At 61.2% G+C, this 24,731-nt stretch carries 23 protein-coding genes and 1 other RNA gene; 9 read left to right on the top strand and 15 right to left on the bottom strand.

Going from position 1 to position 24,731, the window contains the following annotated elements; genetic code table 11:
* Positions 1–20: 20 nt before the first annotated feature.
* A complete protein-coding gene (locus tag RE418_RS10450) occupies positions 21–767 on the bottom strand; it encodes an SDR family oxidoreductase (RefSeq protein WP_025304143.1) in 747 nt (248 codons plus the stop codon).
* Positions 768–863: 96 nt separating this feature from the next.
* Positions 864–1,097 carry a hypothetical protein gene (locus tag RE418_RS10445; protein ID WP_025304144.1) on the bottom strand — a complete coding sequence of 78 codons (234 nt, stop codon included), beginning with the start codon at positions 1,095–1,097 and terminating at the stop codon, positions 864–866.
* 189 nt (positions 1,098–1,286) lie between these two features.
* Between RE418_RS10445 and RE418_RS10440 the strand changes: the two genes are divergently transcribed.
* The 3 genes from RE418_RS10440 to RE418_RS10430 are packed head-to-tail and all read left to right on the top strand — an operon-like array spanning position 1,287 to position 3,896.
* Positions 1,287–1,946, top strand: a complete 660-nt coding sequence (locus RE418_RS10440; RefSeq protein ID WP_025304145.1) for a response regulator — start codon at positions 1,287–1,289, stop codon at positions 1,944–1,946.
* Positions 1,947–1,950: 4 nt separating this feature from the next.
* Positions 1,951–3,357: an ATP-binding protein gene (locus RE418_RS10435; RefSeq protein WP_043142639.1), complete on the top strand. Its 1,407-nt coding sequence runs from the start codon at positions 1,951–1,953 to the stop codon at positions 3,355–3,357.
* A gap of 11 nt (positions 3,358–3,368) precedes the next feature.
* Positions 3,369–3,896, top strand: coding sequence for a GNAT family N-acetyltransferase (locus RE418_RS10430; RefSeq protein WP_025304147.1), 528 nt, complete (start codon positions 3,369–3,371; stop codon positions 3,894–3,896).
* Between the two features lie 9 nt (positions 3,897–3,905).
* Here the strand turns inward: RE418_RS10430 and RE418_RS10425 are convergent, their stop codons facing one another.
* The 8 genes from RE418_RS10425 to RE418_RS10390 form a co-directional block, all read right to left on the bottom strand.
* Positions 3,906–4,871, bottom strand: a complete 966-nt coding sequence (locus tag RE418_RS10425; RefSeq protein WP_089181254.1) for a zinc-binding alcohol dehydrogenase family protein — start codon at positions 4,869–4,871, stop codon at positions 3,906–3,908.
* Positions 4,872–4,979: 108 nt separating this feature from the next.
* A complete protein-coding gene (gene gcvP, locus RE418_RS10420; RefSeq protein WP_043142647.1) occupies positions 4,980–7,859 on the bottom strand; it encodes an aminomethyl-transferring glycine dehydrogenase in 2,880 nt (959 codons plus the stop codon).
* A 92-nt stretch (positions 7,860–7,951) separates the two neighbouring features.
* Positions 7,952–8,338, bottom strand: coding sequence for a glycine cleavage system protein GcvH (gcvH, locus tag RE418_RS10415; RefSeq protein WP_025304150.1), 387 nt, complete (start codon positions 8,336–8,338; stop codon positions 7,952–7,954).
* A gap of 46 nt (positions 8,339–8,384) precedes the next feature.
* The gene (gcvT, locus tag RE418_RS10410) at positions 8,385–9,482 is read right to left on the bottom strand and encodes a glycine cleavage system aminomethyltransferase GcvT (RefSeq protein WP_004931631.1); all 1,098 of its coding nucleotides are present in this window, start codon (positions 9,480–9,482) and stop codon (positions 8,385–8,387) included.
* A gap of 506 nt (positions 9,483–9,988) precedes the next feature.
* Positions 9,989–11,191 carry an FAD-dependent 2-octaprenylphenol hydroxylase gene (gene ubiI / locus RE418_RS10405; protein ID WP_025304151.1) on the bottom strand — a complete coding sequence of 401 codons (1,203 nt, stop codon included), beginning with the start codon at positions 11,189–11,191 and terminating at the stop codon, positions 9,989–9,991.
* A gap of 78 nt (positions 11,192–11,269) precedes the next feature.
* Entirely contained in the window at positions 11,270–12,448 is a 1,179-nt protein-coding gene (gene ubiH, locus RE418_RS10400) for a 2-octaprenyl-6-methoxyphenyl hydroxylase (RefSeq protein WP_089181255.1), read from the bottom strand.
* Position 12,449: 1 nt separating this feature from the next.
* The gene (gene pepP, locus RE418_RS10395; RefSeq protein ID WP_025304153.1) at positions 12,450–13,766 is read right to left on the bottom strand and encodes a Xaa-Pro aminopeptidase; all 1,317 of its coding nucleotides are present in this window, start codon (positions 13,764–13,766) and stop codon (positions 12,450–12,452) included.
* 55 nt (positions 13,767–13,821) lie between these two features.
* Entirely contained in the window at positions 13,822–14,400 is a 579-nt protein-coding gene (locus RE418_RS10390) for a YecA family protein (RefSeq protein ID WP_025304154.1), read from the bottom strand.
* A 319-nt stretch (positions 14,401–14,719) separates the two neighbouring features.
* Here RE418_RS10390 and zapA point away from each other — a divergent pair, with 319 nt between their 5' ends.
* The 3 genes from zapA (at position 14,720) to RE418_RS10375 (ending at position 15,933) form a co-directional block, all read left to right on the top strand.
* Positions 14,720–15,049 (top strand): cell division protein ZapA, encoded by a 330-nt coding sequence (gene zapA, locus RE418_RS10385; RefSeq protein WP_004931621.1) that lies wholly within the window; start codon positions 14,720–14,722, stop codon positions 15,047–15,049.
* Positions 15,050–15,089: 40 nt separating this feature from the next.
* Positions 15,090–15,272: non-coding RNA, 6S RNA (gene ssrS, locus RE418_RS10380), on the top strand.
* A 52-nt stretch (positions 15,273–15,324) separates the two neighbouring features.
* Complete coding sequence (locus RE418_RS10375; protein WP_089181256.1) at positions 15,325–15,933, top strand: 5-formyltetrahydrofolate cyclo-ligase; 609 nt, start codon at positions 15,325–15,327, stop codon at positions 15,931–15,933.
* Between the two features lie 47 nt (positions 15,934–15,980).
* Here RE418_RS10375 and serA read toward each other — a convergent pair whose 3' ends face one another.
* Entirely contained in the window at positions 15,981–17,219 is a 1,239-nt protein-coding gene (gene serA, locus RE418_RS10370; RefSeq protein ID WP_025304156.1) for a phosphoglycerate dehydrogenase, read from the bottom strand.
* Between the two features lie 292 nt (positions 17,220–17,511).
* Entirely contained in the window at positions 17,512–18,168 is a 657-nt protein-coding gene (rpiA, locus tag RE418_RS10365; protein WP_025304157.1) for a ribose-5-phosphate isomerase RpiA, read from the bottom strand.
* Positions 18,169–18,372: 204 nt separating this feature from the next.
* Between rpiA and RE418_RS10360 the strand changes: the two genes are divergently transcribed.
* Positions 18,373–19,266 (top strand): LysR family transcriptional regulator ArgP, encoded by an 894-nt coding sequence (locus tag RE418_RS10360; protein WP_060441301.1) that lies wholly within the window; start codon positions 18,373–18,375, stop codon positions 19,264–19,266.
* A 48-nt stretch (positions 19,267–19,314) separates the two neighbouring features.
* On the opposite strand, the gene RE418_RS10355 is transcribed toward RE418_RS10360, so the two are convergent.
* The 3 genes from RE418_RS10355 to RE418_RS10345 all read right to left on the bottom strand — a co-directional run bounded on the left by RE418_RS10355 (position 19,315) and on the right by RE418_RS10345 (position 21,728).
* Positions 19,315–20,046, bottom strand: a complete 732-nt coding sequence (locus tag RE418_RS10355) for an oxidative stress defense protein (protein WP_025160209.1) — start codon at positions 20,044–20,046, stop codon at positions 19,315–19,317.
* A 121-nt stretch (positions 20,047–20,167) separates the two neighbouring features.
* The gene (argO, locus tag RE418_RS10350) at positions 20,168–20,785 is read right to left on the bottom strand and encodes an arginine exporter ArgO (RefSeq protein WP_025304159.1); all 618 of its coding nucleotides are present in this window, start codon (positions 20,783–20,785) and stop codon (positions 20,168–20,170) included.
* A 124-nt stretch (positions 20,786–20,909) separates the two neighbouring features.
* A complete protein-coding gene (locus tag RE418_RS10345; protein ID WP_025304160.1) occupies positions 20,910–21,728 on the bottom strand; it encodes an IclR family transcriptional regulator in 819 nt (272 codons plus the stop codon).
* 374 nt (positions 21,729–22,102) lie between these two features.
* On the opposite strand from RE418_RS10345, the gene RE418_RS10340 reads away from it, so the two are divergent.
* A complete protein-coding gene (locus RE418_RS10340; RefSeq protein ID WP_399676161.1) occupies positions 22,103–23,656 on the top strand; it encodes a sugar ABC transporter ATP-binding protein in 1,554 nt (517 codons plus the stop codon).
* The gene (locus RE418_RS10335) at positions 23,649–24,731 is read left to right on the top strand and encodes an ABC transporter permease (protein ID WP_016930014.1); all 1,083 of its coding nucleotides are present in this window, start codon (positions 23,649–23,651) and stop codon (positions 24,729–24,731) included. Before RE418_RS10340 ends, RE418_RS10335 begins: the two co-directional genes overlap by 8 nt.

Here is a 24,731-nt window from a genome sequence, read left to right as displayed (position 1 = left end):
TCAAAAACCCCCTCATGCATTCAACGCCCGCCTGCTGCCTCGATAAAAGTACCGGTCACGTAAGACGCAGCGTCAGACAGCAGCCAAGCGATCGCCTCCGCCACTTCCTGTGGCTGCCCGCCGCGCTGCATCGGTAAACTGTCCTTCACGCGATCCACCCGGCCGGGCTCGCCGCCGCTGGCGTGCATCTCGGTATAGATGAATCCGGGCCGTACGCCGTTGACGCGGATGCCCTGCGCCGCCACCTCGCGCGATAACCCGATGGTCAGGGTATCGACGGCGCCTTTCGAGGCGGCGTAATCGACGTATTCTCCCGCGGCCCCCAACCGGGACGCCGCGGAGGAAACGTTGACGATAGCGCCGCCCTGCCCGCCATGGCGCTGCGCCATGCGTTTCACCGCCTCGCGGCAACACAGGAAGTAACCGGTGACGTTGGTGCCGAGCACCTGATTGATGCGCTCGGCGGTCAACTGTTCAATGTTCGCCTGCTGGAACAGAATGCCGGCGTTGTTGACCAGCGCGCTGAGCGTGCCCAGCCCGGCATCCAGCGCCCTGAACATCGCCATCACCTGCGCTTCATCGGCCACATCGGCCTGCAGCGCCAGCGCCTTACCGCCCTGCGCCTCGATCTCCGCCACCACCTGGCGCGCCGCATTTTCGTCACGCAGGTAATTCACACCCACCGCATAGCCCTGCCGGGCCAGCAGCAAGGCGGTCGCGCGGCCAATCCCCCGGCTTGCGCCGGTCACCAATGCCACTTTCGTCATACTGTTTTTTCTCTGGTTAGCGATATCAACACAGCGGCCTGCGCGCAGGCGCCCCGTATGCCCGTCAGAGTATAGAACGGCTCCCTAAAAACCGCTTCAAAGCTGAGCCAGGCGGCGCAGCTGCTTTTTAATGCGCGACTTGGCGCAGCCGTAAGCATCCGTCGCCGCCGCCTGATGCACCCGCTGCAAAGCGGAAGCATGATGGCCGCCGTGGCTATGGCTCTGCGCATCGCCGCGAAAAGACAACAGCAACAGAACGAGCAGCGTCGCCACGCCTACATACATCAGCCGCCGCGAGGCGCCCGCGTTCGGGAAACCTTCAGTCTGCATGTTTTGCTCCCCCAGCCATGATTTCGAATGGCAGCAAAATAACTGAAATTCCCCCCCGCTCCCTTAACGCGAGATTAAAGCCAGATTAAGGTTTGCTTAAGAACGCGCAGGCAGAGCGGTTTTCCCCGTTGTCTTCCCGTCAGCGTTATAGTTAGATAAGCGCGACTCAAGGCTCTCAGCGGAAATAACGTGAACATACTGTTGGTGGAAGACGACCTGCAATTAGGCAAGGCGCTGTGCCGCGCATTGGAGCTGGCCGGCTTTAATTTGTGCTGGGTGCGCCTGCTCACCGACGCGGAAAATAAACTTTCACCCGGCGGGTTCGATTTGATGCTGTTGGATCTCACGCTGCCGGACGGCGACGGTTTGCAGAAGCTGATCGCCTGGCGCGCCGCCGGGCAAAATATCCCGATCATCATCCTGACCGCTCGCGACCGCATCGAAAGCTTGGTGAACAGCCTCGACTCCGGCGCGGACGACTTTCTGGCCAAACCCTTTGCGCTGCCCGAACTCATCTCGCGCGTCAAAGCGGTTAACCGGCGCATGGCGGGCTTCGCTTCTCAAACCTGGAGCCTCGGCGCGCTGTATCTCGATCCGGTCAACCATCAGGTCATGCTGGATAACGAACTGCTGATGCTGTCGAAAAAAGAGTATCACCTGCTGCACGAACTGATGCGCTGCGCCGGCACCGTGGTGCGCAAAGCGGTGTTGGAACAGCGGCTGTTCGGCCACGGCGACAGCGTGGAAAGTAACTCGCTGGAAGTGCACATGCATAATTTACGGCGCAAAATCGGTAAAGAAAGAGTGATTACCGTACGCGGCATTGGCTATTTGCTGAAGAAAGAGTAGCGGAATGATCGGTTTCAAATCCTTCTTTATGCGTACCATTATTTTTCAGGTGCTGGCCATTTTATTATTGTGGGGGATCCTCGTCGCCTGGGTGAAATATTGGTATTACCCCGACATGGAGAAATATTTCGATAACCAGCAACGCATCGTCGCTGCAGGCATCGCCAATATTCTCGACGAAACCGGCACTGACAATATCGATTACCGCGGCATCATCAAGACCATTGAAGGCATGTACATTGATTCCATCAATAACGGCATGCAGGATGAAATCGACTATCACCCGCTGTTTGTGGTTTACGATCGGGACAGCCGGGTGCTTTACAGTTCGCAAACGCAGGGAGAACCGCTGCGCCTGCCGCCTTCGGTGCTGTCCGGCTCCGTCAATTACGCCGGTGCCAACTGGCATCTCGCCGGCAGCTGGAGCGAAAAGCACCAGTACCGGGTGATCGTCGGCGAATCGTTCAACGATCGCACCACGCTGTTCGGCAACCCGGCGGAGAGCACCGCCGTACCGCTGCTGGGCATTCTGGCAGCCATCATCGTTACCTTGCTGTTTACCGCCTATTTCAGCCTGCGGCCGCTGCGCCAGATCGCCCGCACCATCTCCGATCGCCAGCCTGGCAACCTGTCGCCGATCAACGTCAGCGAGCAGTATCAGGAAATCCGGCCGGTGGTGGTGGAGGTCAACAAGCTGATGGCGCGCATCGACGCCGCCAATCAGCGCGAGAAGCGCTTTATGGCCGATGCGGCGCACGAGCTGCGCACGCCGATCGCCGCCGTGCTGGCACAGCTGCACCTGCTGACCCAGGTCGGCGAGCAGCAGGAGCGCCGGGAGATCATCGGCGACATGCAGCAAGGGCTAGATCGCGCGGCATCGCTGTCGCGCCAGCTGATCAACCTGGCCAAGCTGGAGGCGGAAGATTTTCCACTGAAAATTGAGGCGGTGGACATCTACGCAGAGATCGGCAAATGCATCGCGCAGCACGTCCCCTATGCGCTGGAAAAGGATGTGGAACTCTCGCTCGACGGCAGCGAGGACGTGGTGGTGAGTACCGATCGCCATGCGCTGATCGCCATCTTCACCAACCTGCTGGACAATGCGCTCAAGTATGCGCCCCCCGGCAGCCGTATCGAAGCCAATATCCGCTCGCTGGCGCCGCTCGGCTGCTATATTACGTTGCGCGACAACGGCCCGGGGGTGAGCGAAGAACACCGTTCCCGCCTGTTTGAGCGCTTTTACCGCGTGCCCGGCACGCAGCAAACCGGCAGCGGGCTCGGCTTGGCCATCGCCCGAAACCTGGCCGACAAAATCGGCGCGCAGCTGCGCGTCACCGAAGGCCTTGACGATCGCGGCATCGGCTTCATCATCGATTTGCCGGAAAGTTACCGGCCACAGACTGAGAGTTAACAACGACCATGATCGCCCCTGTTCTGCTGCAACGGCAGCAACTCGACCGGCTATGGGATATCGACCGCAGCGAAATTATCGACACTCTGTATCGCCTGCAGGACGGCAAGCTGCAAGCCTACCCGGACTACTACGACGTGCGCGGCTGGGATCCGCACGATCGGGAAACCTATACGCCGATCCACGAAGCCTGCTTCGATCGCGGCGGGACATTCTTCGCGCTGTTCGAAGGCGAGGAGATCGTGGCGGCGGCGGCGCTGGACACCGAACCGCGCGGCCCACAGCGGGATCTGCGCCAGCTGCTGTTCTTTTACGTCAGCGCGCACAAACGCGGCCAGGGGTTAGGCAGGCAGCTGTTCCAGCTCTGCCTGCGTCAGGCGGCGCAAGACGGCGCCGCCGGGCTGTATGTCTCCTCCATCCCCAACAAAAGCACTGTAGACTTCTATCTGGCGCAGGGTTGCCGGCTCATCGAACAACCGGATACCGAATTGTTCGCCCGTGAGCCGGAAGACATTCATCTGGTCTGCCCTTGCCGCTAGCGGCCGGGGTTAACGGGCGATGCGCATCACCGAACGCACGTCGCTTTTCTTGTTCAGATCCCACACCTCGGCGATCTCCGCCAACGCGTGCTCCTGCGTCTCGATAGTGAGCGCTCCGGTCGCCGCCAGCGCCAAAATCTCGGCCGCGTAGCGCTGCATCTCCGGGATCGGCGGGAAGTTGCCGGTGCCGCTGCCGAGGATCTGCAGCTGGTTGCTGCGCAGCACCGCCGCCGGCAGCCGGATGTCCGGCGCGGCCATCGAACCGACGTTGACCAGGCGAATGCCGCGTCCGCCGGCGTAAGACGAGAGATCGTGATTATTGAGCGTCGCGAGCAGCGCTTCGGTCGCCGGCCCCCAGATGTAATCGACGATCACCTGATAACCGCCAGGCCCCGCCGCTGCCGCGAAGGCCTGCGTCAGCGCCTCGCCGTGCAGGCTCAGATCCACCGTGGCATCCACGCCCAATGCCTCCAGCACGCTCAGCCGACGGCCGGCGGCAACGATACGCCCAGCCCCTGCCTGACGCGCCGCGGCAACCGCCAGTTTGCCTGAGGTGCCGGTGGCGCCGATGATCAGCACCGTTTCACCGGGCTGCAGATCCGCTCGCCAGCGCAACGGCAGCCAGGCGGCGAAGGCCGGATTGATCAGCGCTGCCGCCGTGGCGTCATCCACCGCCTCCGGTACCGGCACCGTCCATGACGCGACGCTGCGCTCAGCCATCGCACCGTAAGGACGGCGGAAGGAGGCAAAGTACACCCGTTTTCCGTCCGCCGTACGGCCCACGCCGTCGGTACCGGGCACAATTGGCAATTGCTTCGGGCTGGAATAGTGGGTGCCGGCGACGGTGGCGCGATCCAGCTGTTTGATGCCGGCCGCCAGAACGTCGATCGGCACTTCATTCGCCTGCGCCTGGGGCTCCTCAAAAGTGCCGAAAACCGGGGCTTGCCCCAGCGCTGTTACGATTGCCGCTTGCATGGTGACTCCTTAAATCGTGGGAACGTACAGGAAAGAATAGGCCGCTATAAAATAAAAAGGGACACCGCATGATGCGGTGTCCCCCAAACACAAACTTTGCCGAACGTGTTATTCGTAATCGCTCATCGGCACGCAAGAGCAGAACAGGTTACGGTCGCCGTACACGTCGTCCAGACGCTTAACGCTCGGCCAGTACTTGTTCTCGCGCACGCCGGCCACCGGGAACACCGCCAGCTCGCGGCTGTACGGGTGCTGCCAGTCGTTGACCAGCTCCGCCTGCACGTGCGGCGCATTCACCAGCGGGTTGTCTTCCAGCGGCCATTCGCCTTTGGCGACGCGGTCGATCTCGCTGCGGATCGCCAGCATCGCATCGATAAAGCGATCCAGCTCCACTTTGCTTTCCGACTCGGTCGGCTCGACCATCAGCGTGCCCGCTACCGGGAACGACATGGTCGGCGCGTGGAAGCCGAAGTCGATCAGGCGTTTGGCGATGTCCATTTCGCTGATACCGGTCTCTTCCTTCAGCGGACGAATATCGAGGATACATTCGTGCGCCACGCGGTGATCGCGGCCGGTATACAGGATCGGATACGCGTCTTTCAGACGAGTTGCGATGTAGTTGGCATTCAGGATCGCCATCTGGCTGGCCTGCTTCAGGCCTTCCGCGCCCATCATGCGGATGTACATCCAGCTGATCGGCAGGATGGAGGCGCTGCCGAACGGCGCCGCGGAGACCGCGCCCTGCTGGGTGGTTACGCCGTCGATCTGCACGACACTGTGGCCCGGTACGAACGGCGCCAGGTGCGCTTTCACGCCGATAGGGCCCATGCCCGGGCCGCCGCCGCCGTGCGGGATGCAGAAGGTTTTATGCAGGTTGAGGTGCGAAACGTCGGCACCGATGTAGCCTGGCGTGGTGATGCCCACCTGGGCGTTCATGTTGGCGCCGTCCAGATATACCTGACCGCCGAACTGATGCACGATCTGGCACACTTCACGGATGGTTTCTTCATACACGCCGTGGGTCGACGGGTAGGTCACCATGATGCAAGAGAGTTCTTCGCCTGCCTGCTCTGCCTTGACGCGCAGATCGTGCAGATCGATGTTGCCGTTCTTGTCGCAGGCGACCACGACCACGCTCATGCCCGCCATTTGGGCGGAGGCCGGGTTGGTGCCGTGCGCCGAGCTCGGGATCAGGCAGACGTGGCGGCCCGCTTCGTTGCGGCTTTCGTGGTAGCGACGGATCGCCAGCAGGCCGGCGTATTCGCCCTGCGCGCCGGAGTTCGGCTGCATGCACACCGCGTCATAGCCGGTCAGCTGCACCAGCCACTGAGACAGTTGGCCGATCATCTGTTGGTAACCGGCAGCCTGCTCCGGCGGGCAGAACGGGTGCAGTTCGGAGAATTCAGGCCAGGTGATCGGGATCATTTCCGCCGCAGCGTTCAATTTCATGGTGCAAGAGCCCAGCGGGATCATTGCCTGGTTCAGCGCCAGATCCTTACGCTCCAGACGATGCATGTAACGCATCATCTCGGTTTCGCTGTGATAGCGGTTGAATACCGGGTGGGTCAGGATCGGGTCCTGGCGCAACATGGCGGCCGGGATCGATGCGCTGTTCTTGCTCACCGCCGCGTCCAGCGCGTCGATGTCCTGGCCGTGGTTGTCGCCGGCCAGCAGTGCAAACAGCGTTTGCACGTCTTCACGCGAGGTGGCTTCATCCAGCGTGATGCCCACGGCGCCGTGAATGTCGGTACGCAGGTTGATGCCGAAGCTCAGCGCACGTTCCAGCACGGCAGCCTTGTCTTTCACTTCAACGGTCAGGGTGTCGAACCAGGTGTTATGACGCAGCGTCAGGCCGGCCTTCTGCAGCCCGGCGGCCAGAATGTCGGTCAGGCGGTGGATACGCCCGGCGATGCGCTGCAGCCCTTGCGGGCCATGGTACACCGCGTACAGGCTGGCGATGTTGGCCAGCAGCACCTGCGAGGTACAGATATTCGAGTTGGCCTTCTCGCGACGGATATGCTGCTCACGGGTCTGCATCGCCATACGCAGCGCGGTGTTGCCGGCGGCATCGCGGGAAACGCCGATGATGCGGCCCGGCATCGAACGCTTGAACTCGTCGCGGCAGGCGAAGAAGGCGGCGTGCGGGCCGCCGTAGCCCATCGGCACGCCGAAGCGCTGCGCGGAGCCGAACACCACGTCGGCGCCCTGCTTGCCCGGCGCGGTCAGCAGCACCAGGGCCATGATGTCGGCGGCCACGCTGGTGATGATTTTGCGCGATTTCAGTTCGGCCAGCAGCGCGCTGTAGTCGTGCAGTTCACCGGTGGTGCCCACCTGCTGCAGCAACACGCCGAACACGCCGTCCAGCTCCAGCACTTTTTCCGCTTTATCGACGATGACGTCGAAGCCGAAGGTTTCGGCGCGGGTGCGCACCACGTCCAGCGTCTGCGGATGCACGTCGTCAGCCACAAAGAAGCGGTTGGCGTCTTTCAGCTTGCTGGCGCGTTTGGCCAACGCCATCGCTTCGGCGGCGGCGGTCGCTTCATCCAACAGCGATGCGGAAGCCAGATCCAGGCCGGTCAGATCGAGGGTCACGGTCTGGAAGTTCAGCAGCGCTTCCAGGCGGCCCTGCGACACTTCCGGCTGATAAGGGGTATAAGCGGTGTACCAGCCCGGGTTTTCCAGCATGTTGCGCAGGATCACCGGCGGCGTCAGCACGGCGCTGTAGCCCATGCCGATATAGGATTTGTAGCGCTGATTTTGCGAGGCGATCGCCTTCAGCTCAGCCAGCGCCTGGTGTTCGGTCGCCGCGTCGCCGACCGGCGGCGGCCCCGGCAGCTGAATATCCGCCGGCACGATCTGTTGGATCAGCGCGCTGAGCGAGCGAGCGCCCACCGCTGCCAGCAACTCCTGGCGTTGTTCCGCAGAAGAGCCGATGTGGCGTTCGATGAACGCTTCGCTGTGTTCGAGTTGGCTGAGTGTCTGAGTCATTGCTACAAATTCCTGAATGCTTGCGTGATACGGGATATAGCTTGAACGGTAACTAAAACGCCCCGGCCGAGAGGCCTGGGGCGCGGTCACGATTACTCGTCGATCGAGGCCTGATAAGCCGCGGCGTCCAGCAGGTTCGCCAGCTCGCCTTCGTCGGAGGCTTTAATCTGGAACAGGAAGCCGTCACCGTAAGGTTCGCTGTTCACCAGCTCCGGGGAGCTTTCCAGCTCGCCGTTCACCGCCACGATTTCGCCGCTGATTGGCGCGTAAATGTCCGACGCCGCCTTGACGGATTCCGCCACGGCGCAATCTTCACCGGCGGCGACGCTGCGGCCCACTTCCGGCAGATCGACAAACACCATATCGCCCAGCAGTTCCTGCGCGTGTTCGGTGATGCCTACGGTGTAAACGCCGTTACCTTCTGCACGAACCCACTCGTGGGAGGATGCGTATTTCAATTCTGTTGGCACATTGCTCATCGCCGGTTACTCCTTCGAAGAAATAAAAGAATCAATCAATAAAAAATCAATTTGTCAGCGGCTTGCCGGCGCGAACGAAACCGGGCTTGGTCACTTTGACCGGCATTTCACGGTTGCGGATCTGCACGATAGCCTGCTCGCCGATGCCTGCCGGCACGCGCGCCAGCGCGATGCTGAAGCCCAGCGTCGGAGAGAACGAGCCGCTGGTGATCACGCCTTCGTGGGTTTGCCCCGCCGCGTCGGTGAAACGCACCGGCAGCTCATTACGTAATACGCCTTTTTCCGTCATGATCAAGCCGACCAGTTGCTCGGTGCCCTGCTCGCGCTGTTGCTCCAGCGCTTCGCGGCCGATGAAACGGCGATCTTCCGGCTGCCAGGCGATGGTCCAGCCCATGTTGGCGGCCAGCGGCGAAACGCCTTCATCCATCTCTTGCCCGTAGAGGTTCATGCCCGCTTCCAGACGCAGCGTGTCGCGCGCGCCCAGACCGGCCGGCTTGACGCCCGCGGCCAGCAATTTTTGCCAGAAATCCGCCGCCTGCTCTTTCGGCAGCGCGATCTCATAGCCGGCCTCGCCGGTGTAACCGGTGGTGGCGATGAACAGCTCGCCGGCCTGCACGCCGAAGAATGGCTTCATGCCTTCGACCGCGCTTTTTTGTTCCGGGGTGAACAGGGTGCCGGCACGCTCTTTGGCCTGCGGGCCCTGCACTGCGATCAGCGCCAGATCGTCGCGCACCGTCAGCGCGACGCCATACGGCGCGGCGTGCTCTTCGATCCAGGCCAGGTCTTTGTCGCGGGTGGCGGAGTTCACCACCAGGCGGAAATAGTCTTCAGTGAGGAAATAAACGATCAGGTCGTCGATCACGCCGCCGGAGGCATTCAGCATGCCGGTGTACAGCGCTTTGCCGGGTTGGGTCAGTTTGGCGACGTCGTTCGCCAGCAGGTAGCGCAGGAACTCGCGGGTGCGGGCGCCGTGCAGGTCTACAATGGTCATGTGAGACACGTCGAACATGCCGGCATCCTGACGCACCGCGTGGTGCTCATCGAGCTGCGAGCCGTAGTGCAGCGGCATCATCCAGCCGTGAAAGTCTACCATGCGCGCACCGCACGCCACGTGCTGGTCGTACAGTGGGGTTTGCTTTGCCATCTTTTCCCTCTTTCCACTCGTCGCTAGAAGTTAGGGTGCTGCCACGCAATGCGGCGGAGCCTGGCTCGCGGCCCGATCGCCATGGCGCACTGACTGCTCAACACAAATGCTGCGCCGGGACGGGCGGAAACTGCGTGTAACCGCCGTGACGCAAACGATACCTTTCCCTCGAACTTATCATCGAACGACCACATTAACCATAAGTTAAAATAGGCTCATCGCCGTTCCCGGGCGGTAAAATGCCGGGGTAGTGTGCAGAGTTTTTCACTGGAAAAATGCGCCTTAAGGCACAAAATTAACAATTAAAGCGGTAAAACGCCGAAGTTATATAACAAACAGATGGCCGCGCATGGGATCCCGACTTTTGATAACCGAACATGGAATTAGAAAAAGTAATGATAAAAAGCGGCTGAAATTAGATTATTTCAAATGAAGGGTTATATAAGGAAAAGCGATGGAATAAGGCGAGAAGCGCGAGCCCGGTGCGGGCCCGCAGAAGGAAGGGATCAGGCAAGCCACTCGGGCAGATCGTTCAGGCCCATCGCCTGACGCACCAGCTTAGGCTTGACGCCCGGCAGGCTGTCCGCCAGCCGCAGGCCCACGTCGCGCAGCAGCTTTTTGGCCGGGTGGTTGCCGTCAAACAGTTCGCGGAAACCCTGCATGCTGGCCAGCATCACCGCCGCGCCATGTTTGCGGCGGCGCTCATAGCGGCGCAGATAGAGGTGCTGGCCGATATCCTTGCCCTGCCGCTGCAGGCGGCGCAGTTCGGAAATCAGCTCGGCGGCATCCATAAAGCCCAGGTTCACGCCCTGCCCGGCAAGCGGGTGCACGGTATGCGCCGCATCGCCCACCAGCGCCAGGCGGTGCGCGGCGAAGCTGCGCGCATAGCGGCCGGTCAACGGGAACGCCAGCCGTTCGCTTTCCAGGCTGCAAGCCCCCAGGCGCATGTCGAAGGTCATCGCCAGTTCGCGGTTGAATTGCTCCGGTTCCAGCCGTTTGAGCCGTTCGGCTTCTTCCGGCGTCACCGACCAGACGATAGAACTCAAATGCGGATCGCTGAACGGCAGGAACGCCAGAATGCCGTCGCCGTGGAAAATTTGCCGCGCCGTCGCCTGATGCGGTTCTTCGGTGCGAACGGTGGCCACCAGCGCGTGGTGACGGTAATCCCAGAAGGTGAGCGGGATATCGGCATGCTGGCGCAGCCACGACTGGGCGCCGTCGGCGCCGATCACCAACCGGGCGGTCAGCATGCGCCCGTCCTCCAGCGTGACGAAGGCGTCATTTTCGCCCCATGCTACCTGCTTGAGCGCGGCCGGGGTAATCAGCGTGATGTCCGACAGGCTTTCGGCGCGTTTCCACAGCGCCTGCTGGATCACCGAATTTTCGATGATGTGGCCGAGATGGCTGAAGCCGCACTCGTCGCCGCGGAAAGCAATCTTGCCGAAGCTGTCGCGATCCCACACTTCCATCGCATTGTAGGCGCTGGCGCGCAGCTGGAGAATGTCGTCCCACACGCCGATGTGCTGCAGCAAACGCTCGCTGGCGGCATTGATGGCGGAGACGCGCAGGGCCGGCTGTTCCGACGGCGGCGCCATCTCCGGCTGGCGCTGCTCCAGCACCGCCACGCGCAGCCCGCTGCCCTGCAGGCCGCAGGCCAACGCCAGCCCCACCATACCGCCACCGGCGATAATCACGTCAAATGATTGCATGCTGCTCGATTTCCTTAAATAACGCGCGACGCCTTGCCGCGCCGCGCTTTGGGCGCGTTAAAGCGCCCGACCATGTCTCTAACGTTCCACCCAGCCCAGCGTTCGCTTGGCGAAGGCATCGCGTATCGCCGGCAAACGTTCCATCGCCATCAGCCCCAGATTGCGCCCAATCACCAGCGGGCCATAACGGTTGGCGAACAGATGAATCAACCCGTCGGTCACGCCGATCGTCGCCTGTTGATCGTTTTGCCGCCGCTGCTGATAACGGCTCAGCAGCGCATAACCGCCAGCGTCTTCGCCGCTGTCTGCCGCTTCCGCCAGCGTTTCCGCCAACGACATCACGTCGCGCAGGCCAAGGTTGAACCCCTGCCCAGCGATCGGGTGCAGCGTCTGCGCGGCGTTGCCCACCAGCGCCAGCCGGTGGCTGACATGGCGATCGGCGGTCAGCAGGCTGAGCGGATAACTGTGCCGTTTACCGGCCTTGAGGATACGCCCCAGCCGCCAGCCGAAGGCCTGTTGCAGCTCGGCGATAAAGCGCTCGTCGCCCCAGGCATCCACTCGGGCGCGATCTTCGCGCGCATGGCACCACACCAGTGAACTGCGCCCCTGCGACATCGGCAACAGCGCCAGCGGCCCATAGCGGGTAAAGCGCTCAAAGGCGCGCCCCTGCGGATCTTCCGCCGTGGTGACGTTGGCGATGGTGGCGAACTGCGGATAGTCCTCCTGCCGCCACTGCACGTTGCAGGCCTGCGCCAGCGCAGAGCGCGAACCGTCGGCCGCCACCAGCAGCTGCCCGCGCAGACGCTGGCCGTTGTCCAGCAGCACTTCCGCCCGCTCTGCGGTGCGGATCACGTCCACCACCCGCGCCGGGCAGTGCAGCGTGACACCCGGCGCCTTGGCCAGCAGCGCGAACAGCCGCTGCCCGGCGTCGTGCAGTTCGATCACCTGGCCGAGCGCATCGACCTGATAATCTTGCGCCTGCAGATTCACGAAGCCGGCGTGCCCGCGATCGCTGACGTGCACCTGAGTGATCGGCGTAGCGCAATCGCGCAGCGCCGGCCAAACGCCGATGCGCGCCAGCTGTTGGCAGGTACCCTGCGCCAATGCGATGGCGCGGGCGTCAAAACCTGGGTGGCTGCGGTCATCCGGCCGGGTCGCCTCGACCAGATCCACCGCCATTCTTCCCTGAGTGAGCGACGAAATGGCCAGCGCCAACGTCGCGCCCGCCATACCGCCGCCAACGATAATAACGCTCATGCTACGACCTTGCCGCCGCCATCAAGGCCTCGATGGCATCGGCGTCTTTCACCACGGTGGCGGTCAGGTTTTCATTGCCGTCGGCGGTGATCACGATATCGTCCTCGATGCGGATGCCGATGCCGCGGTACTCCGCCGGCACGTCCGCATCCGGCGCGATGTACAGCCCCGGCTCCACGGTCAGCACCATGCCCGGCTCCAGCAGCCGATCGCGGCTCGGCGTGCCGTAGTGGCCAACGTCGTGCACATCGAGACCCAGCCAGTGGCTCAGCCCGTGCATGAAGAACTGACGGTGCGCCTGCTCGGCGATCAGCGAGTCGACTTCACCTTTCAATACGCCCAGCTCCACCAGCCCGACCACCATGATGCGCACCACTTCGTCATTGACTTCGCGAATGCTGGTGCCGGGTTTGAACAGTTCCAAAGCGCGCTGCAGCGACGCCAGCACAATGTCGTACACCGCGCGCTGCGGCCGGCTGAACTTGCCGTTGACCGGGAAGGTGCGGGTGATGTCGCCGGCGTACCCCTGGTACTCGCAGCCGGCGTCGATCAGCACCAGATCGCCGTCGCGCATCTGGCTCTCGTTCTCGGTGTAGTGCAGGATACAGCCGTTTTCGCCGCTGCCGACGATGGTGTTGTAAGACGGGTAACGGGCGCCGAGGCGGGTGAATTCATGATGAATTTCCGCTTCCAGCTGGTATTCGAACATGCCCGGGCGGCATTTTTCCATCGCGCGGGTATGCGCCAACGCGCTGATCTCACCGGCGCGGCGCATCACCGCCAGCTCTTCCGGCGACTTGAACAGCCGCATGTCATGCAGCCACGGCCGCCAGTCGGTAACGGTGGCCGGCGCCTGCAGGCTCTGGCGGAACCCCTTGCGCAGCTTGTCCAGCGCGCCGAACAGGATCTGATCGGCATAGGCGTATTCGCCCTGCGCGTGGTAGACCACGTCCAGGCCGTTGAGCAGCAGGTGCAGCTGGTCATTGATTTCATCGAACGGCAGCGCGCGATCCACGCCCAGCTTCGCCGGCGCGGCGTCTTGCCCCAGGCGGCGGCCAAACCAGATTTCCGCCGTCAGATCGCGCACCCGGTTGAACAACACGCTGTGGTTGTGCGTTTCGTCGCTTTTAATCAGCACCAGCACCGCTTCCGGCTCATTGAAGCCGGTCAGGTACCAAAAGTCGCTGTTCTGCCGATAGGGATAGTCTGAATCTGCACTGCGCGTCGTTTCCGGCGCAGAGAAAATAACCGCCGCGCTGGCCGGCGCCATTTTCGCCAACAGCGCCTGGCGGCGGTTGTTGAATTCCTGCTGAGTCATTACCTTCTCCTGAAATCATGCCATCCGCACCGCCGGCGGAGGGGCGATAGAACGTTTAGTGCAGCGTCGGTTTGATATTTTCCGGCGCCGTCGGTTTTTGACGGGTGAATTCGCCGTGGCACATGATGGCGGCAACCCGCACATACTCCGCTACTTCTTCCAACGACTGTTCCAATTCTTCCTGATCTTCGTCTTCGTCGTAGCCCAGCTGCGCGATGTTGCGCAGATCGTCGATCGCTTCACCGACCTCGTCTTTCACCTGAGCCAGCTTCGGCTGCATCATGCCCAGCCCGAGCAGGAAGTGGTTGACCCAACCGCCCAGCGCGTCGGCGCGATCGAACACGCTGACGATCTCCCCTTCAGGCAGCATCAGTTGGAACAGGAATTCGTCATCTTCCAGCGTGTCACGCGTCACTTCATACAGCTGCTGCAGCGGTTGGCTAAGCGCCTGCGGGAAGGCGACGCCTTCGTTGGTCAGATCGTGCACCAGCGCCTGCCAGCCGGCGTCACGGCTGCCGCCGCACAGCAGGCCGCTGATCAGGCCGTGCATTTCTGCCGCGGTCAGCGCCACCGACTGCTGGTTTAGGGCCACGGTCAAAGATTGGTAACTTGGAAATGTATTCTGTATAGACATGCGCATTCGTCATCGTTGGCAGGATAAGTTCGTGTTATGCTACCACCAAGGTCCGTCGCTATACCAGATAAGCGCGACACCTCAGTGGCTAGTTATAATCGCGATGTGGCAGGTTTCACACTGCGCCGGCGGGTGACGAAAGTGCGGTAAATACGCATTTTGAAACCCTTTTTTGACTGGCAATGTGCGCCACAGTAGATTACAACCAGGTACTGAAAAAGGGGTTGTATCTTGGTACCGAGGTATATATAGTGGCGCCCGCTTTGACGGCCCGGCCAGGGCGGACAAGGCTGGCGCGAAATTTAGGCAGGAAGGTGGCATGTCTGCACAACCGGTAGATATTCAAATTTTTGGCCGCTCGTTAAGAGTCAATTGCCCGCCAGAACAACAAGATGCGTTGAATATGGCGGCGGACGATCTTAACCAACGGTTGCAAGATCTTAAAGTTCGCACTAGAGTCTCCAATACTGAGCAACTGGTTTTCATCGCGGCATTGAACGTCTGTCACGAACTTGCTCAAGAACGGTTGAAAACCCGTGACTATGCGTCCAATATGGAACAACGCATACGGATGCTGCAGCAGACCATTGAACAAGCGCTGCTTGAACAAGGTCGCATCTCTGAACGTCAGGATGCACAATTCGAATAACTTAAGTTGTTGAAATCAAAGTTTCAGCAACGAGTACAAAATTTCTCTGAGATGTTCGCCAGCGGGCCAGTCCCCTGAGCCGATATTTAGTACAAACAGAATGTGTTGCTCCGCGATCGGTGAGCACGCTCGGTGCGCCGAGAAGCCTTAAGATTGCGACGGCACGTTCACCTTGAACCATGGGTTCAAGGGTTACAGCCTGCGACGGCATCTCGGAGATTCCCCTTCTCAGCGGTTTATGTGTGCTGAACGCCACACTGAGCAAGCCTGATACGATGTCTTTTCAACCCCAATTCGCGCAGCAGCGCCAAGCCATTCGTCAACTCATTCGCCAACGTCGGCGTGAGCTTACGCCGGGCCAGCAACGCTTTGCCGCAGACAAGATAACCGAACGCCTCGCCGCGCACACACGTATTCAGGCCGCGCACAACATCGCGGTATTTTTGTCGTTTGACGGCGAACTCGACACCGGGCCGCTGATCGAGCAACTGTGGACGCTCGGCAAACAGGTTTACCTGCCGGTGCTGCATCCGTTCAGTTCAGGACACCTGCTGTTTCTGCGCTATGCGCCGGAAACACCGCTGGTGCGCAACCGCTTCAATATTCTCGAGCCGCGGCTCGATGTGCGCCAGGTGTTACCGCTGGGCGAACTGGAGGTGGTGCTGACACCGCTGGTGGCATTCGATCATACCGGACAGCGTCTGGGCATGGGCGGCGGTTTTTACGATCGCACCCTGCAAAACTGGCGCAGCGGCGGCCCCTATCCCATCGGCCTGGCCCATGATTGCCAGCAGGTGGAGCACCTGCCGACCGAGCACTGGGATATCCCGTTGCCGGAAATCCTCACCCCGCTCTGCAGCTGGGCGTGGCACGAGCCCAAATAGAGAAGGCCGGATCGCTCCGGCCTTTTTCGTTGCGGCGAGCCGCCGAATCAGAACAGCAGTCGGGCGCGAATGGTGCCGTCGATGGCCTTCATACGCTGCAGCGCGGCGTCGGCGCGCGCGGTTTCCGCTTCGATGTCGATCACCACGTAGCCGATTTCCGGCCCGGTTTGCAGATACTGCGCGGCGATGTTAACCCCCTCTTCGGCGAAGATCTGGTTAATCTGCGTCAGCACGCCCGGACGGTTTTCGTGGATGTGCAGCAGGCGGCTGGCGTTCGGACCATGCGCCGGCAGCGACACTTCCGGGAAGTTGACGGCGGACAGAGTCGAACCGTTGTCGGAGTATTTCGCCAGCTTGCCGGCCACTTCGTCGCCGATGTTCTCCTGCGCTTCCTGCGTGGAACCGCCGATGTGCGGCGTCAGCAGCACGTTATCGAACTCGCACAGCGGCGAGTTGAACGGATCGCTGTTGGTCGCCGGCTCTTCCGGGAAGACGTCGATCGCCGCGCCCGCCAGGTGATTGCTGGCCAGCGCGTCGCACAGCGCGGGAATATCCACCACGGTGCCGCGCGAGGCGTTGATCAGAATCGCGCCCGGCTTCATCAGCGCCAGCTCTTCCGCCCCCATCATGTTCTTGGTGGCCAGCGTTTCCGGCACGTGCAGCGTCACCACGTCGCTCATATTGAGCAGATCGGACAGATGACGCACCTGCTGCGCGTTGCCTAACGGCAGTTTGTTCTCGATATCGTAGAAGAACACCTTCATGCCCAGCCCTTCGGCCAGAATGCCCAGCTGGGTGCCGATATGGCCGTAGCCGATGATGCCCAGCTTTTTGCCGCGCGCCTCATAAGAGCCCACGGCCAATTTGTGCCACACGCCGCGGTGCGCCTTGGCGTTGGCGGCCGGAATGCCGCGCAGCATCAACAGCAGCTCGCCCAGCACCATTTCGGCCACGGATCGGGTATTGGAGAAGGGGGCGTTGAAGACCGGAATACCGCGTTTGGTCGCCGCTTTCAGATCAACCTGGTTGGTGCCGATGCAGAAGCAGCCCACCGCCACCAGTTTTTCTGCGGCGGCGAACACCTCTTCGGTCAGATGCGTACGCGATCGGATGCCGACGAAGTGTGCATCGCGGATGGATGCCTTCAGCGATTCGGTGTCTAACGCACCCTTGTGGTATTCGATGTTGGTATAACCGGCGGCACGTAAATTATCGACCGTGCTCTGATGAACCCCTTCCACCAACAGGAATTTAATCCTGTCTTTCTCCAATGATACTTTTGCCATTTACCCGACCCTATGTTCAGACTTCAGAAGCGGCTGTGACGACACAGCTCCCATCCAACATAACAAAAATAACGCGGGCGGCAATACAAACGATTGCCTGCCCGGCAGGACAAGGCGCAGCGTTGATGGCGGTTTACGGCAGAAAATGCCATAGGGAAAGTTTTCAGCAGAAGCTTTGGGGAGTCAGCTTTCACAATGTGACATAAGTCACCAAATTTGCCGTTTTTCAGAAAAGATATTTTAACCGAAGAATTATGCGGCCCGGCACTACCGGGCCACAGACGGCAGAGGCTTATTTGACTACTTTCACGCCTTCCGGGGTGCCGACCAGCGCCACGTCCGCGCCGCGGTTGGCGAACAGCCCCACGGTCACCACGCCGGCGATGCCGTTGATCTTGTTCTCCAGCGCGATGGCGTCGGTGATGCTCAGGTTATGCACATCGAGGATCACGTTGCCGTTGTCGGTCACCACGTTCTGGCGATACTCCGGCAGGCCGCCGAGTTTCACCAGCTCGCGCGCCACGTAAGAGCGAGCCATCGGGATCACTTCCACCGGCAGCGGGAACTTGCCCAGCACGTCCACCTGCTTGCTGGCGTCGACAATGCAGATAAATTTCTTGGCGATGGCGGCGATGATCTTCTCGCGCGTCAGCGCCGCGCCGCCGCCCTTGATCATCTGCATATGGCCGTTGATTTCGTCCGCGCCGTCCACGTAGATATCGAGCGAGTCCACTTCGTTGCTGTCGAACACGTGGATGCCGAGGCTTTTCAACTTGGCGGTGGAGGCGTCTGAGCTGGACACCGCGCCTTCGATCTGGTGCTTGATGGAGCCCAGCGCGTCAATAAAGTGGGCGGCGGTAGAACCGGTGCCGACCCCGACGATGGTGCCCGGCGTCACGTATTCCAGCGCCGCCCAGCCCACCGCTTTTTTCAGTTCATCCTGCGTCATAATATGTCCCTTGCCTCTGTACGAAAACGTGTGCGTATTATAGGGTAAAACGCTATTTTTCACGCCGGCAGGATCACACTTATTTACCGCAGCCCGCATTTTTACCCGCTTGGCGGCGAGCTGGGGGCGTGATTTTTCCACCTGCGCCGCACGCAAAATGTGGCATAGTGCCGGTATCATTCTAATTTAAGGGATATCTTTCCGATGAAACGCCCAGACTATCGTACGCTGCAAGCGCTGGACGCGGTGATCCGTGAGCGCGGCTTCGAGCGCGCCGCGCAAAAACTCTGTATCACGCAATCGGCGGTATCCCAACGCATCAAACAGCTGGAAAACCTGTTCGGCCAACCGCTGCTGGTTCGTACCGTGCCGCCGCGCCCGACCGAACAAGGGCAAAAGCTGCTGGCGCTGCTGCATCAGGTGGAGCTGCTGGAAGAAGAGTGGCTCGGCAATGACACCGGCGTCGATACGCCGCTGCTGCTGTCGCTGGCGGTCAACGCCGACAGTCTGGCAACCTGGCTGCTGCCGGCGCTGAAGCCGGTGCTGGCGGACTCCCCCATTCGCCTGAATCTGCAGGTGGAAGATGAAACCCGCACCCAGGAGCGGCTGCGCCGCGGTGAGGTGGTGGGCGCGGTGAGTATTCAGCCGCAGCCGCTGCCGAGCTGCCTGGTCGATCGGCTGGGGGCGCTGGACTACCTGTTCGTGGCCTCCCGCGGCTTCGCCGAGCGCTATTTCCCGAACGGCGTCACCCGCTCCGCGCTGCTGAAAGCGCCGGCGGTGGCCTTCGATCATCTCGACGACATGCATCAGGCATTCCTGCAGCAGAACTTCGATCTGTCGCCGGGCAGCGTGCCCTGCCACATCGTGAACTCATCGGAAGCCTTCGTGCAGCTGGCGCGTCAGGGCACCACCTGCTGTATGATCCCGCATCTGCAGATCGAAAAGGAGCTGGCATCCGGTGAACTGATCGATCTGACGCCCGGGCTATACCAGCGCCGCATGCTGTACTGGCACCGTTTCGCGCCGGAAAGCCGCATGATGCGCAAAGTGACCGACGCGCTGCTGGAACACGGTCACCAGGTGCTCCGCCAGGATTAAAACGAAAAAAGGTTCGCCGCAGCGAACCTTTTCTTCAATACGATAACCTTACTGCGCGGCGTTACGCTGCAGCTCGAACACCACGTCCACCTGATCGTCGAAGTGAATGCTTTGCTGTTCATAGGTTTGCGCCGCGTCGCTTTCCGCCGCCGCACCGGCCGCCTTATACATCCGCGCCACCGGCATCGGCTGGTAGTTGGCGACCCGGTAGCGAATGCTGTACACCGGTCCCAGCTTGGCGTGGAAGCCTTTGGCCAGGGATTCGGCCTGTTGAGTCGCGTTCTCGATCGCTTTTTGCCGCGCCTGCTCGCGATACACGTCCGGCTTGGCGACGCCCAGCTCCACCGCGCGGATCTCGTTCAGGCCGGATTTCAGCGCGCCGTCCAGCAGCTCGTTCAGCTTGTCCAGCTGACGCAGAGTCACCTGCACCTGGCGCACCGCCCGGTAGCCCTTCAACACCGACTCGCCGGTTTTCAGGTAATCGTATTCCGGCTGGGTGCGCAGGTTGGCGGCGCTGATGTCTTTCTTCTCGATGTTGTTTTTCTGCAGGAAATCAAAGTACTGCGCCACGCGCTCGTCTACCTGCTTCTTCGCCTGGGCGGCGTCTTTGGAGGAGACGCTCACTTCGATCGCCAGGGTGGCGATATCCGGCGTGGCGTCCACGCTGGCGGTGCCGGAGGTGACGACGTGCGGCCCTTCAGGCACTTCAGCCGCCTGCAGCGCCATCGGTAACGTCCCTAATCCGACCATTGCGGCCATAGCCAATGCTTTTAGCTTCACAGTGTCTCCTTAATGACAGGCTGTCTCTGATCGCCGGCTTTTCCCTGTGAGAACCGCCGGTTTCCTGGCATCAAACGTAGCATATCGCGCGGCGTTTTGAATTCGGATTAGTGACAAATTCTTATAAATTTGCCCCCTGCCAGGCCAGCTGCAGCGCGATGCCCCACATCACCAGCCCGACCAGCGCGTTGATGATGCGCTGCGCCCGCTGCGTGTTCAGCCACGGCGCCAGCCAGGAGGCCAGCAGCGCCAACCCGAAGAACCACACCGCCGACGCGCTGACCGCGCCAAGCGCGAACCAGGAACGCACGTCCGCCGTCAGCTGCCCGCCCAGGCTGCCGAGCACCACAAAGGTATCCAGATAGACGTGCGGGTTCAGCCAGGTGACCGCCAGCATGGTGACCACGAGGCGCCAGCGGCTCTGCGCCAGCTCCTGCGCCGCGGCCTGCGCAGGTTGCGGGCTGAAGGCGGAACGGAACGCGCCCCAGCCGTACCACAGCAGAAACGCCACCCCGCCCCAGGTGACCAGCGCCAGCAGCAACGGCGAACGGGTCAGCAATGCGCTGCCGCCGAAAATACCGGCGCAGATCAGCACGATATCGCTCAACGCGCACAACGAGGCAATCATCAAATGATACTGGCGGCGAATGCCCTGGTTCATCACGAATACGTTCTGCGGGCCCAGCGGCAGGATCATGGCGGCGCTCAGGGCAAAGCCCTGCAGGAAGACGGCTAACATGGGGATTCCTCGAATGATAAAAGGCGCCGGACGAGGGCGCGTGTCGGTCAACACGCGCATCATACGAGGAAGCGATCATTAGGTGAAATTGATGTTTCTAATCCAGTATCAGAGATGCTAATACTTAAATCGGCGTGACGAACCCCAGCTCCTGAGAGATGCGTTGCGCGGTGGCCAGCACCGGTTTAATCAAGCTTTTGACGCCGATCTGCTGCAGCTTGGCGGTCGGCAGAGAAACCGACACCGCATAAGGCACGCGCTGTTGAATATCGAACACCGGTGCCGCCACGCAGGAGACCCCCAGCTCGTTTTCCTCGCGATCCATCGCCATGCCGCGCTGGCGAATATCGGCCAGTTCCTCATACATCTTCGGCAGCTCGGTAATGGTATTGCGCGTCAGCGTCTGAATCTCTTGCTGGTGAGTCTGCCAGTAGTGAGCCGGGTAATCATCATTGCCGTAAGCCATGAAGATTTTACCCATCGCCGAACAGTACAGCGGCATATGCTGGCCGATATAGGCGCGGGTGCGCATCATGCCGGTGGTCGGCTCCAGCTTGTAGATCAGGATGACGTGGTCGTCTTCGCGGCTGGAGAAGTTGACCGTCTCGCCCACTTCCAGATTCAGCTGTTCCAAATGCGGCGCGGCCACGTGAATGATGTTGAGTGACGACAGCGCCTTCTGGCCGATGGAAATGAACTTGGTGGTCAGGCGGTAGCTGCCCGGCGACGGCGCCTGGGTCACATAGCCGCTGGTGTGCAACCCCTGCAGCAGGCGGTGCACCGTGCTCTTGTTCATGCCGGCCAGCTCGGACAAATGCGCCAGCGGACATCCGTTGGGGAAATTACTCAGGATCTCAATCAACTGCAAACCGCGGAACAGGCTTTGGCTGCCCAGCGGTTTGTCTTTCTTGTCATCTTTCTCGTCGACGGCTTTCAGGCTCATAGCGAAAATCTCTCCAGTGTCGAACCGCCAACCGGCGCTGCGGCAAAGTCAGCAGGCTCTTTGCCGGGCATGTTACCCCAAGGCCCGCATCAGGTGAAGACGGAACGCCGTTTCATTGTCCGCAGCAGGATAAAAATCCGCAATATTTCCCCCATGTTGAAGTGAGCCATCGGTCACACTTCCGCAAAGTAAAAAATAACTCATTGTTTAATAACAATAATTAAAACCTCACCGCCTTTGATTTAGCGCAACGAACGTCATATTATTTTTGAAATTGAATTTCGCATATTGAAATTTAAAGACCAGATACTCACCAGCAGTTTGGCTAATTTGCCCGACATCTTCGCACGGGCACGACACCAGGGGCGCATCACATGACTATGGATAATGCGGCACAACCCATCCTTACCCTCAGCCACATCGTCAAACGATTTGGCGGCAACGTGGCGGTCAACGACGTCAGCCTGCAGGTGATGCCGGGCGAAGTTCTGGCGTTGCTGGGCGAAAATGGCGCCGGCAAATCGACGCTGATCAAAGTGCTGGCGGGCGTCTACCCGCGCGACGGCGGCGATATTCGCTTTCAGGGCGCAAGCATCGCCTCCGCCGCCGCGATAAAAAGCACCAGCCGCCAGCCGATCGCCTTTATTCATCAGGATCTCGGCCTGATCGAATGGATGACGGTGGCGGAGAACATGGCGCTGGTGATGGGGTTTCCCCGCCGCTTTGGGCTGATCGACTGGCGCGCCATTCGCCGCCGGGCGGCGCAGGCGCTGCAAGACGTCGGCATCGCGCTCGATCCCGATGCGCGCGTCTTCGAACTGTCGCGCACCGAAAAATCGCTGCTGGCGATCGCTCGCGCGGTGGCGGTCAACGCCGAGCTGCTGGTGCTGGATGAACCGACCGCCTCCCTGCCCGCCAACGACGTGCGTCATCTGTTCGCCGTGATCAACCGGCTGCGCGCCAAAAAGGTCGGCATGATTTATGTCACCCACCGTCTGGACGAAGTGATCGAAATCGCCGATCGGATCTGCGTGATGCGCGACGGGCGCTATGTCGCCGGCGGTCGCACCGCCGACTACTCGCTGCGCGATCTGGTGCAAACCATCGTCGGCGAAGCGATGGCGGACGATCAGCGCGAACCGCTGCCGGAACATCGTCCGCCGGTGCTGCAGCTCGATAGCGTCACGGTGGGCGACATCGGCCCGGTGAGCTTCGACTTGCAGCCGGGCGAGATGCTGGCGCTGGCCGGCCTGCGCGGGGCCGGGCAAGAAGAGATTGGCCGGCTGCTGTTCGGGTTGCGCCAGGCCGACGGCGGCGCGATTCGATTTCGCGATCGGCCCTATCAGGCGAGCACCCCGCAGCAGGCGATGGCCTGCGGCGTTTCGCTGGTGGCGGGCGATCGCACCGGCGAAAGCCTGGTGATGTCGATGAGCGTGCGTGAAAACCTGTTTATCAACCCCTGCGCCAGCGGCCACCGGCTGCTCTCCCGCTACGGGCGGCGAGCGGAGATCGGCGCCAGTTGGTGGAAGGTGCAGCTGTTCGACGTACGCCCCAAGGACGTCAATATCGATATCAGCGCGCTATCCGGCGGCAACCAGCAAAAGGTGGTGATGGCGCGCTGGATGCATCTGGGGGCGCCGCTGCTGATCCTGGAAGATGCCACCGCCGGCGTGGACGTCGGCGCGCGCGCGGAAATCTACCATCTGCTGAATAAATCCCTGGCGGAAGGCGTGGCAGTGCTGGTTATCTCCAACGATTTCGAGGAGATCGCCCATATTTGCAACCGCGCACTGGTATTCAACCGCGGGAAAGTGGTCGGCGAGCTGAAAAATCAGCAGGTGTCATTCGCCAATTTATTGGAGCTGGCCTCTGCCAGCACCGGGGAAAACGTCGCAATCACGTCAGAATCCGAGGTAGGCCATGTCTAAAACATCCGTTAAATCAACCGCACTGGAGCAGCGCGTCAGCCTGGCGCAGGACGGCGCCGGCCCGTGGCTGATGCAGGTTCTCACCCGCTATGGCCTGCTGCTGCTGTGCATCGCGCTGGTCGTGCTGTTCTCACTGCTCACCCCCTCCTTCGCATCAATGCTGACGCTTCAGGCTATCTTGTCGAGCAAGGCCAAAATCGCCCTGTTGGCGCTGGCGGCGACCATCCCGATGATCGTGGGCAAGATCGATCTTAACGTCGGTTTCGGCATTGTGCTGTGGCACATTCTGGCGATCACGCTGCAGGTGGAATACGGCTTCTCCTGGCAGATGGCGGTGCTGACGGTGCTGGCGATCTCGGCGCTGTACGGGTTGCTGAACGGCATTCTGGTGGCGCTGGCCGATATCGACAGCTTCGTCGCCACCCTCGGCTCCGGCACCGTACTGTACGCCATTGCCCTGTGGCACTCCGGCGGGCGGCAGATCGTCGGCGACTTGCCGGATGCCTTCATCGCGCTGCACCACACCGAGATCGCCGGCATTCCGATCGTGGCATTTTACGTGCTGATCGTCGCGGTGGTGCTGTGGCTCATCACCGAACACACCCCGCTCGGCCGCTGCATGTATGCGGTGGGCGGCAACCCGGCGGCCGCGCGCCTGAACGGCATTTCGGTCAACCGCTTTACCATCGGCGCCTTCATCGCCTCCAGCGTGCTCACCGGTTTCAGCGGTGTGTTGATCGCCGCCGAACAGGGCGTCGGCCAGGCCAGCGTCGGCATGGACTATCTGCTGCCAGCGCTGGTCGGCGCCTTCCTCGGCAGCACCACCATTCGCCCAGGGCGCGTCAACGTCTGGGGCACCGTGGTCGGCATCGCCATTCTGGCTATCGGCATCGCCGGCATCCAGCAGTTCGGCGGCGAATTCTGGGTCGAGCCGCTGTTCAACGGCGCGACGCTGTTGCTGTCGATCACTCTGGCCGGCTATGCCCAACGCCGTCGGCTGCTCAATCAGAAAGCGGTACAACGCAGCCAGGCGACGCCGGCTGACAACAACAATCAGACAGCGACCCACCCTTAA

The sequence above is a fragment of the Serratia sp. szju genome (assembly GCF_044594185.1).
Taxonomy (GTDB): Bacteria; Pseudomonadota; Gammaproteobacteria; order Enterobacterales; family Enterobacteriaceae; genus Serratia; species Serratia bockelmannii.
This window is presented reverse-complemented; position numbering and strand designations above follow the sequence as displayed.

Excerpts from the sequence above, each read along its gene's own strand:
- RE418_RS10450 (WP_025304143.1), bottom strand. The coding sequence starts at position 767 with ATGACGAAAGTGGCATTGGTGACCGGCGCAAGCCGGGGGATTGGCCGC.
- RE418_RS10445 (WP_025304144.1), bottom strand. The coding sequence starts at position 1,097 with ATGCAGACTGAAGGTTTCCCGAACGCGGGCGCCTCGCGGCGGCTGATG.
- RE418_RS10435 (WP_043142639.1), top strand. The coding sequence starts at position 1,951 with ATGATCGGTTTCAAATCCTTCTTTATGCGTACCATTATTTTTCAGGTG.
- RE418_RS10425 (WP_089181254.1), bottom strand. The coding sequence starts at position 4,871 with ATGCAAGCGGCAATCGTAACAGCGCTGGGGCAAGCCCCGGTTTTCGGC.
- gcvP (WP_043142647.1), bottom strand. The coding sequence starts at position 7,859 with ATGACTCAGACACTCAGCCAACTCGAACACAGCGAAGCGTTCATCGAA.
- gcvH (WP_025304150.1), bottom strand. The coding sequence starts at position 8,338 with ATGAGCAATGTGCCAACAGAATTGAAATACGCATCCTCCCACGAGTGG.
- gcvT (WP_004931631.1), bottom strand. The coding sequence starts at position 9,482 with ATGGCAAAGCAAACCCCACTGTACGACCAGCACGTGGCGTGCGGTGCG.
- ubiI (WP_025304151.1), bottom strand. The coding sequence starts at position 11,191 with ATGCAATCATTTGACGTGATTATCGCCGGTGGCGGTATGGTGGGGCTG.
- ubiH (WP_089181255.1), bottom strand. The coding sequence starts at position 12,448 with ATGAGCGTTATTATCGTTGGCGGCGGTATGGCGGGCGCGACGTTGGCG.
- pepP (WP_025304153.1), bottom strand. The coding sequence starts at position 13,766 with ATGACTCAGCAGGAATTCAACAACCGCCGCCAGGCGCTGTTGGCGAAA.
- RE418_RS10390 (WP_025304154.1), bottom strand. The coding sequence starts at position 14,400 with ATGTCTATACAGAATACATTTCCAAGTTACCAATCTTTGACCGTGGCC.
- zapA (WP_004931621.1), top strand. The coding sequence starts at position 14,720 with ATGTCTGCACAACCGGTAGATATTCAAATTTTTGGCCGCTCGTTAAGA.
- RE418_RS10375 (WP_089181256.1), top strand. The coding sequence starts at position 15,325 with ATGTCTTTTCAACCCCAATTCGCGCAGCAGCGCCAAGCCATTCGTCAA.
- serA (WP_025304156.1), bottom strand. The coding sequence starts at position 17,219 with ATGGCAAAAGTATCATTGGAGAAAGACAGGATTAAATTCCTGTTGGTG.
- rpiA (WP_025304157.1), bottom strand. The coding sequence starts at position 18,168 with ATGACGCAGGATGAACTGAAAAAAGCGGTGGGCTGGGCGGCGCTGGAA.
- RE418_RS10360 (WP_060441301.1), top strand. The coding sequence starts at position 18,373 with ATGAAACGCCCAGACTATCGTACGCTGCAAGCGCTGGACGCGGTGATC.
- argO (WP_025304159.1), bottom strand. The coding sequence starts at position 20,785 with ATGTTAGCCGTCTTCCTGCAGGGCTTTGCCCTGAGCGCCGCCATGATC.
- RE418_RS10345 (WP_025304160.1), bottom strand. The coding sequence starts at position 21,728 with ATGAGCCTGAAAGCCGTCGACGAGAAAGATGACAAGAAAGACAAACCG.
- RE418_RS10340 (WP_399676161.1), top strand. The coding sequence starts at position 22,103 with ATGACTATGGATAATGCGGCACAACCCATCCTTACCCTCAGCCACATC.
- RE418_RS10335 (WP_016930014.1), top strand. The coding sequence starts at position 23,649 with ATGTCTAAAACATCCGTTAAATCAACCGCACTGGAGCAGCGCGTCAGC.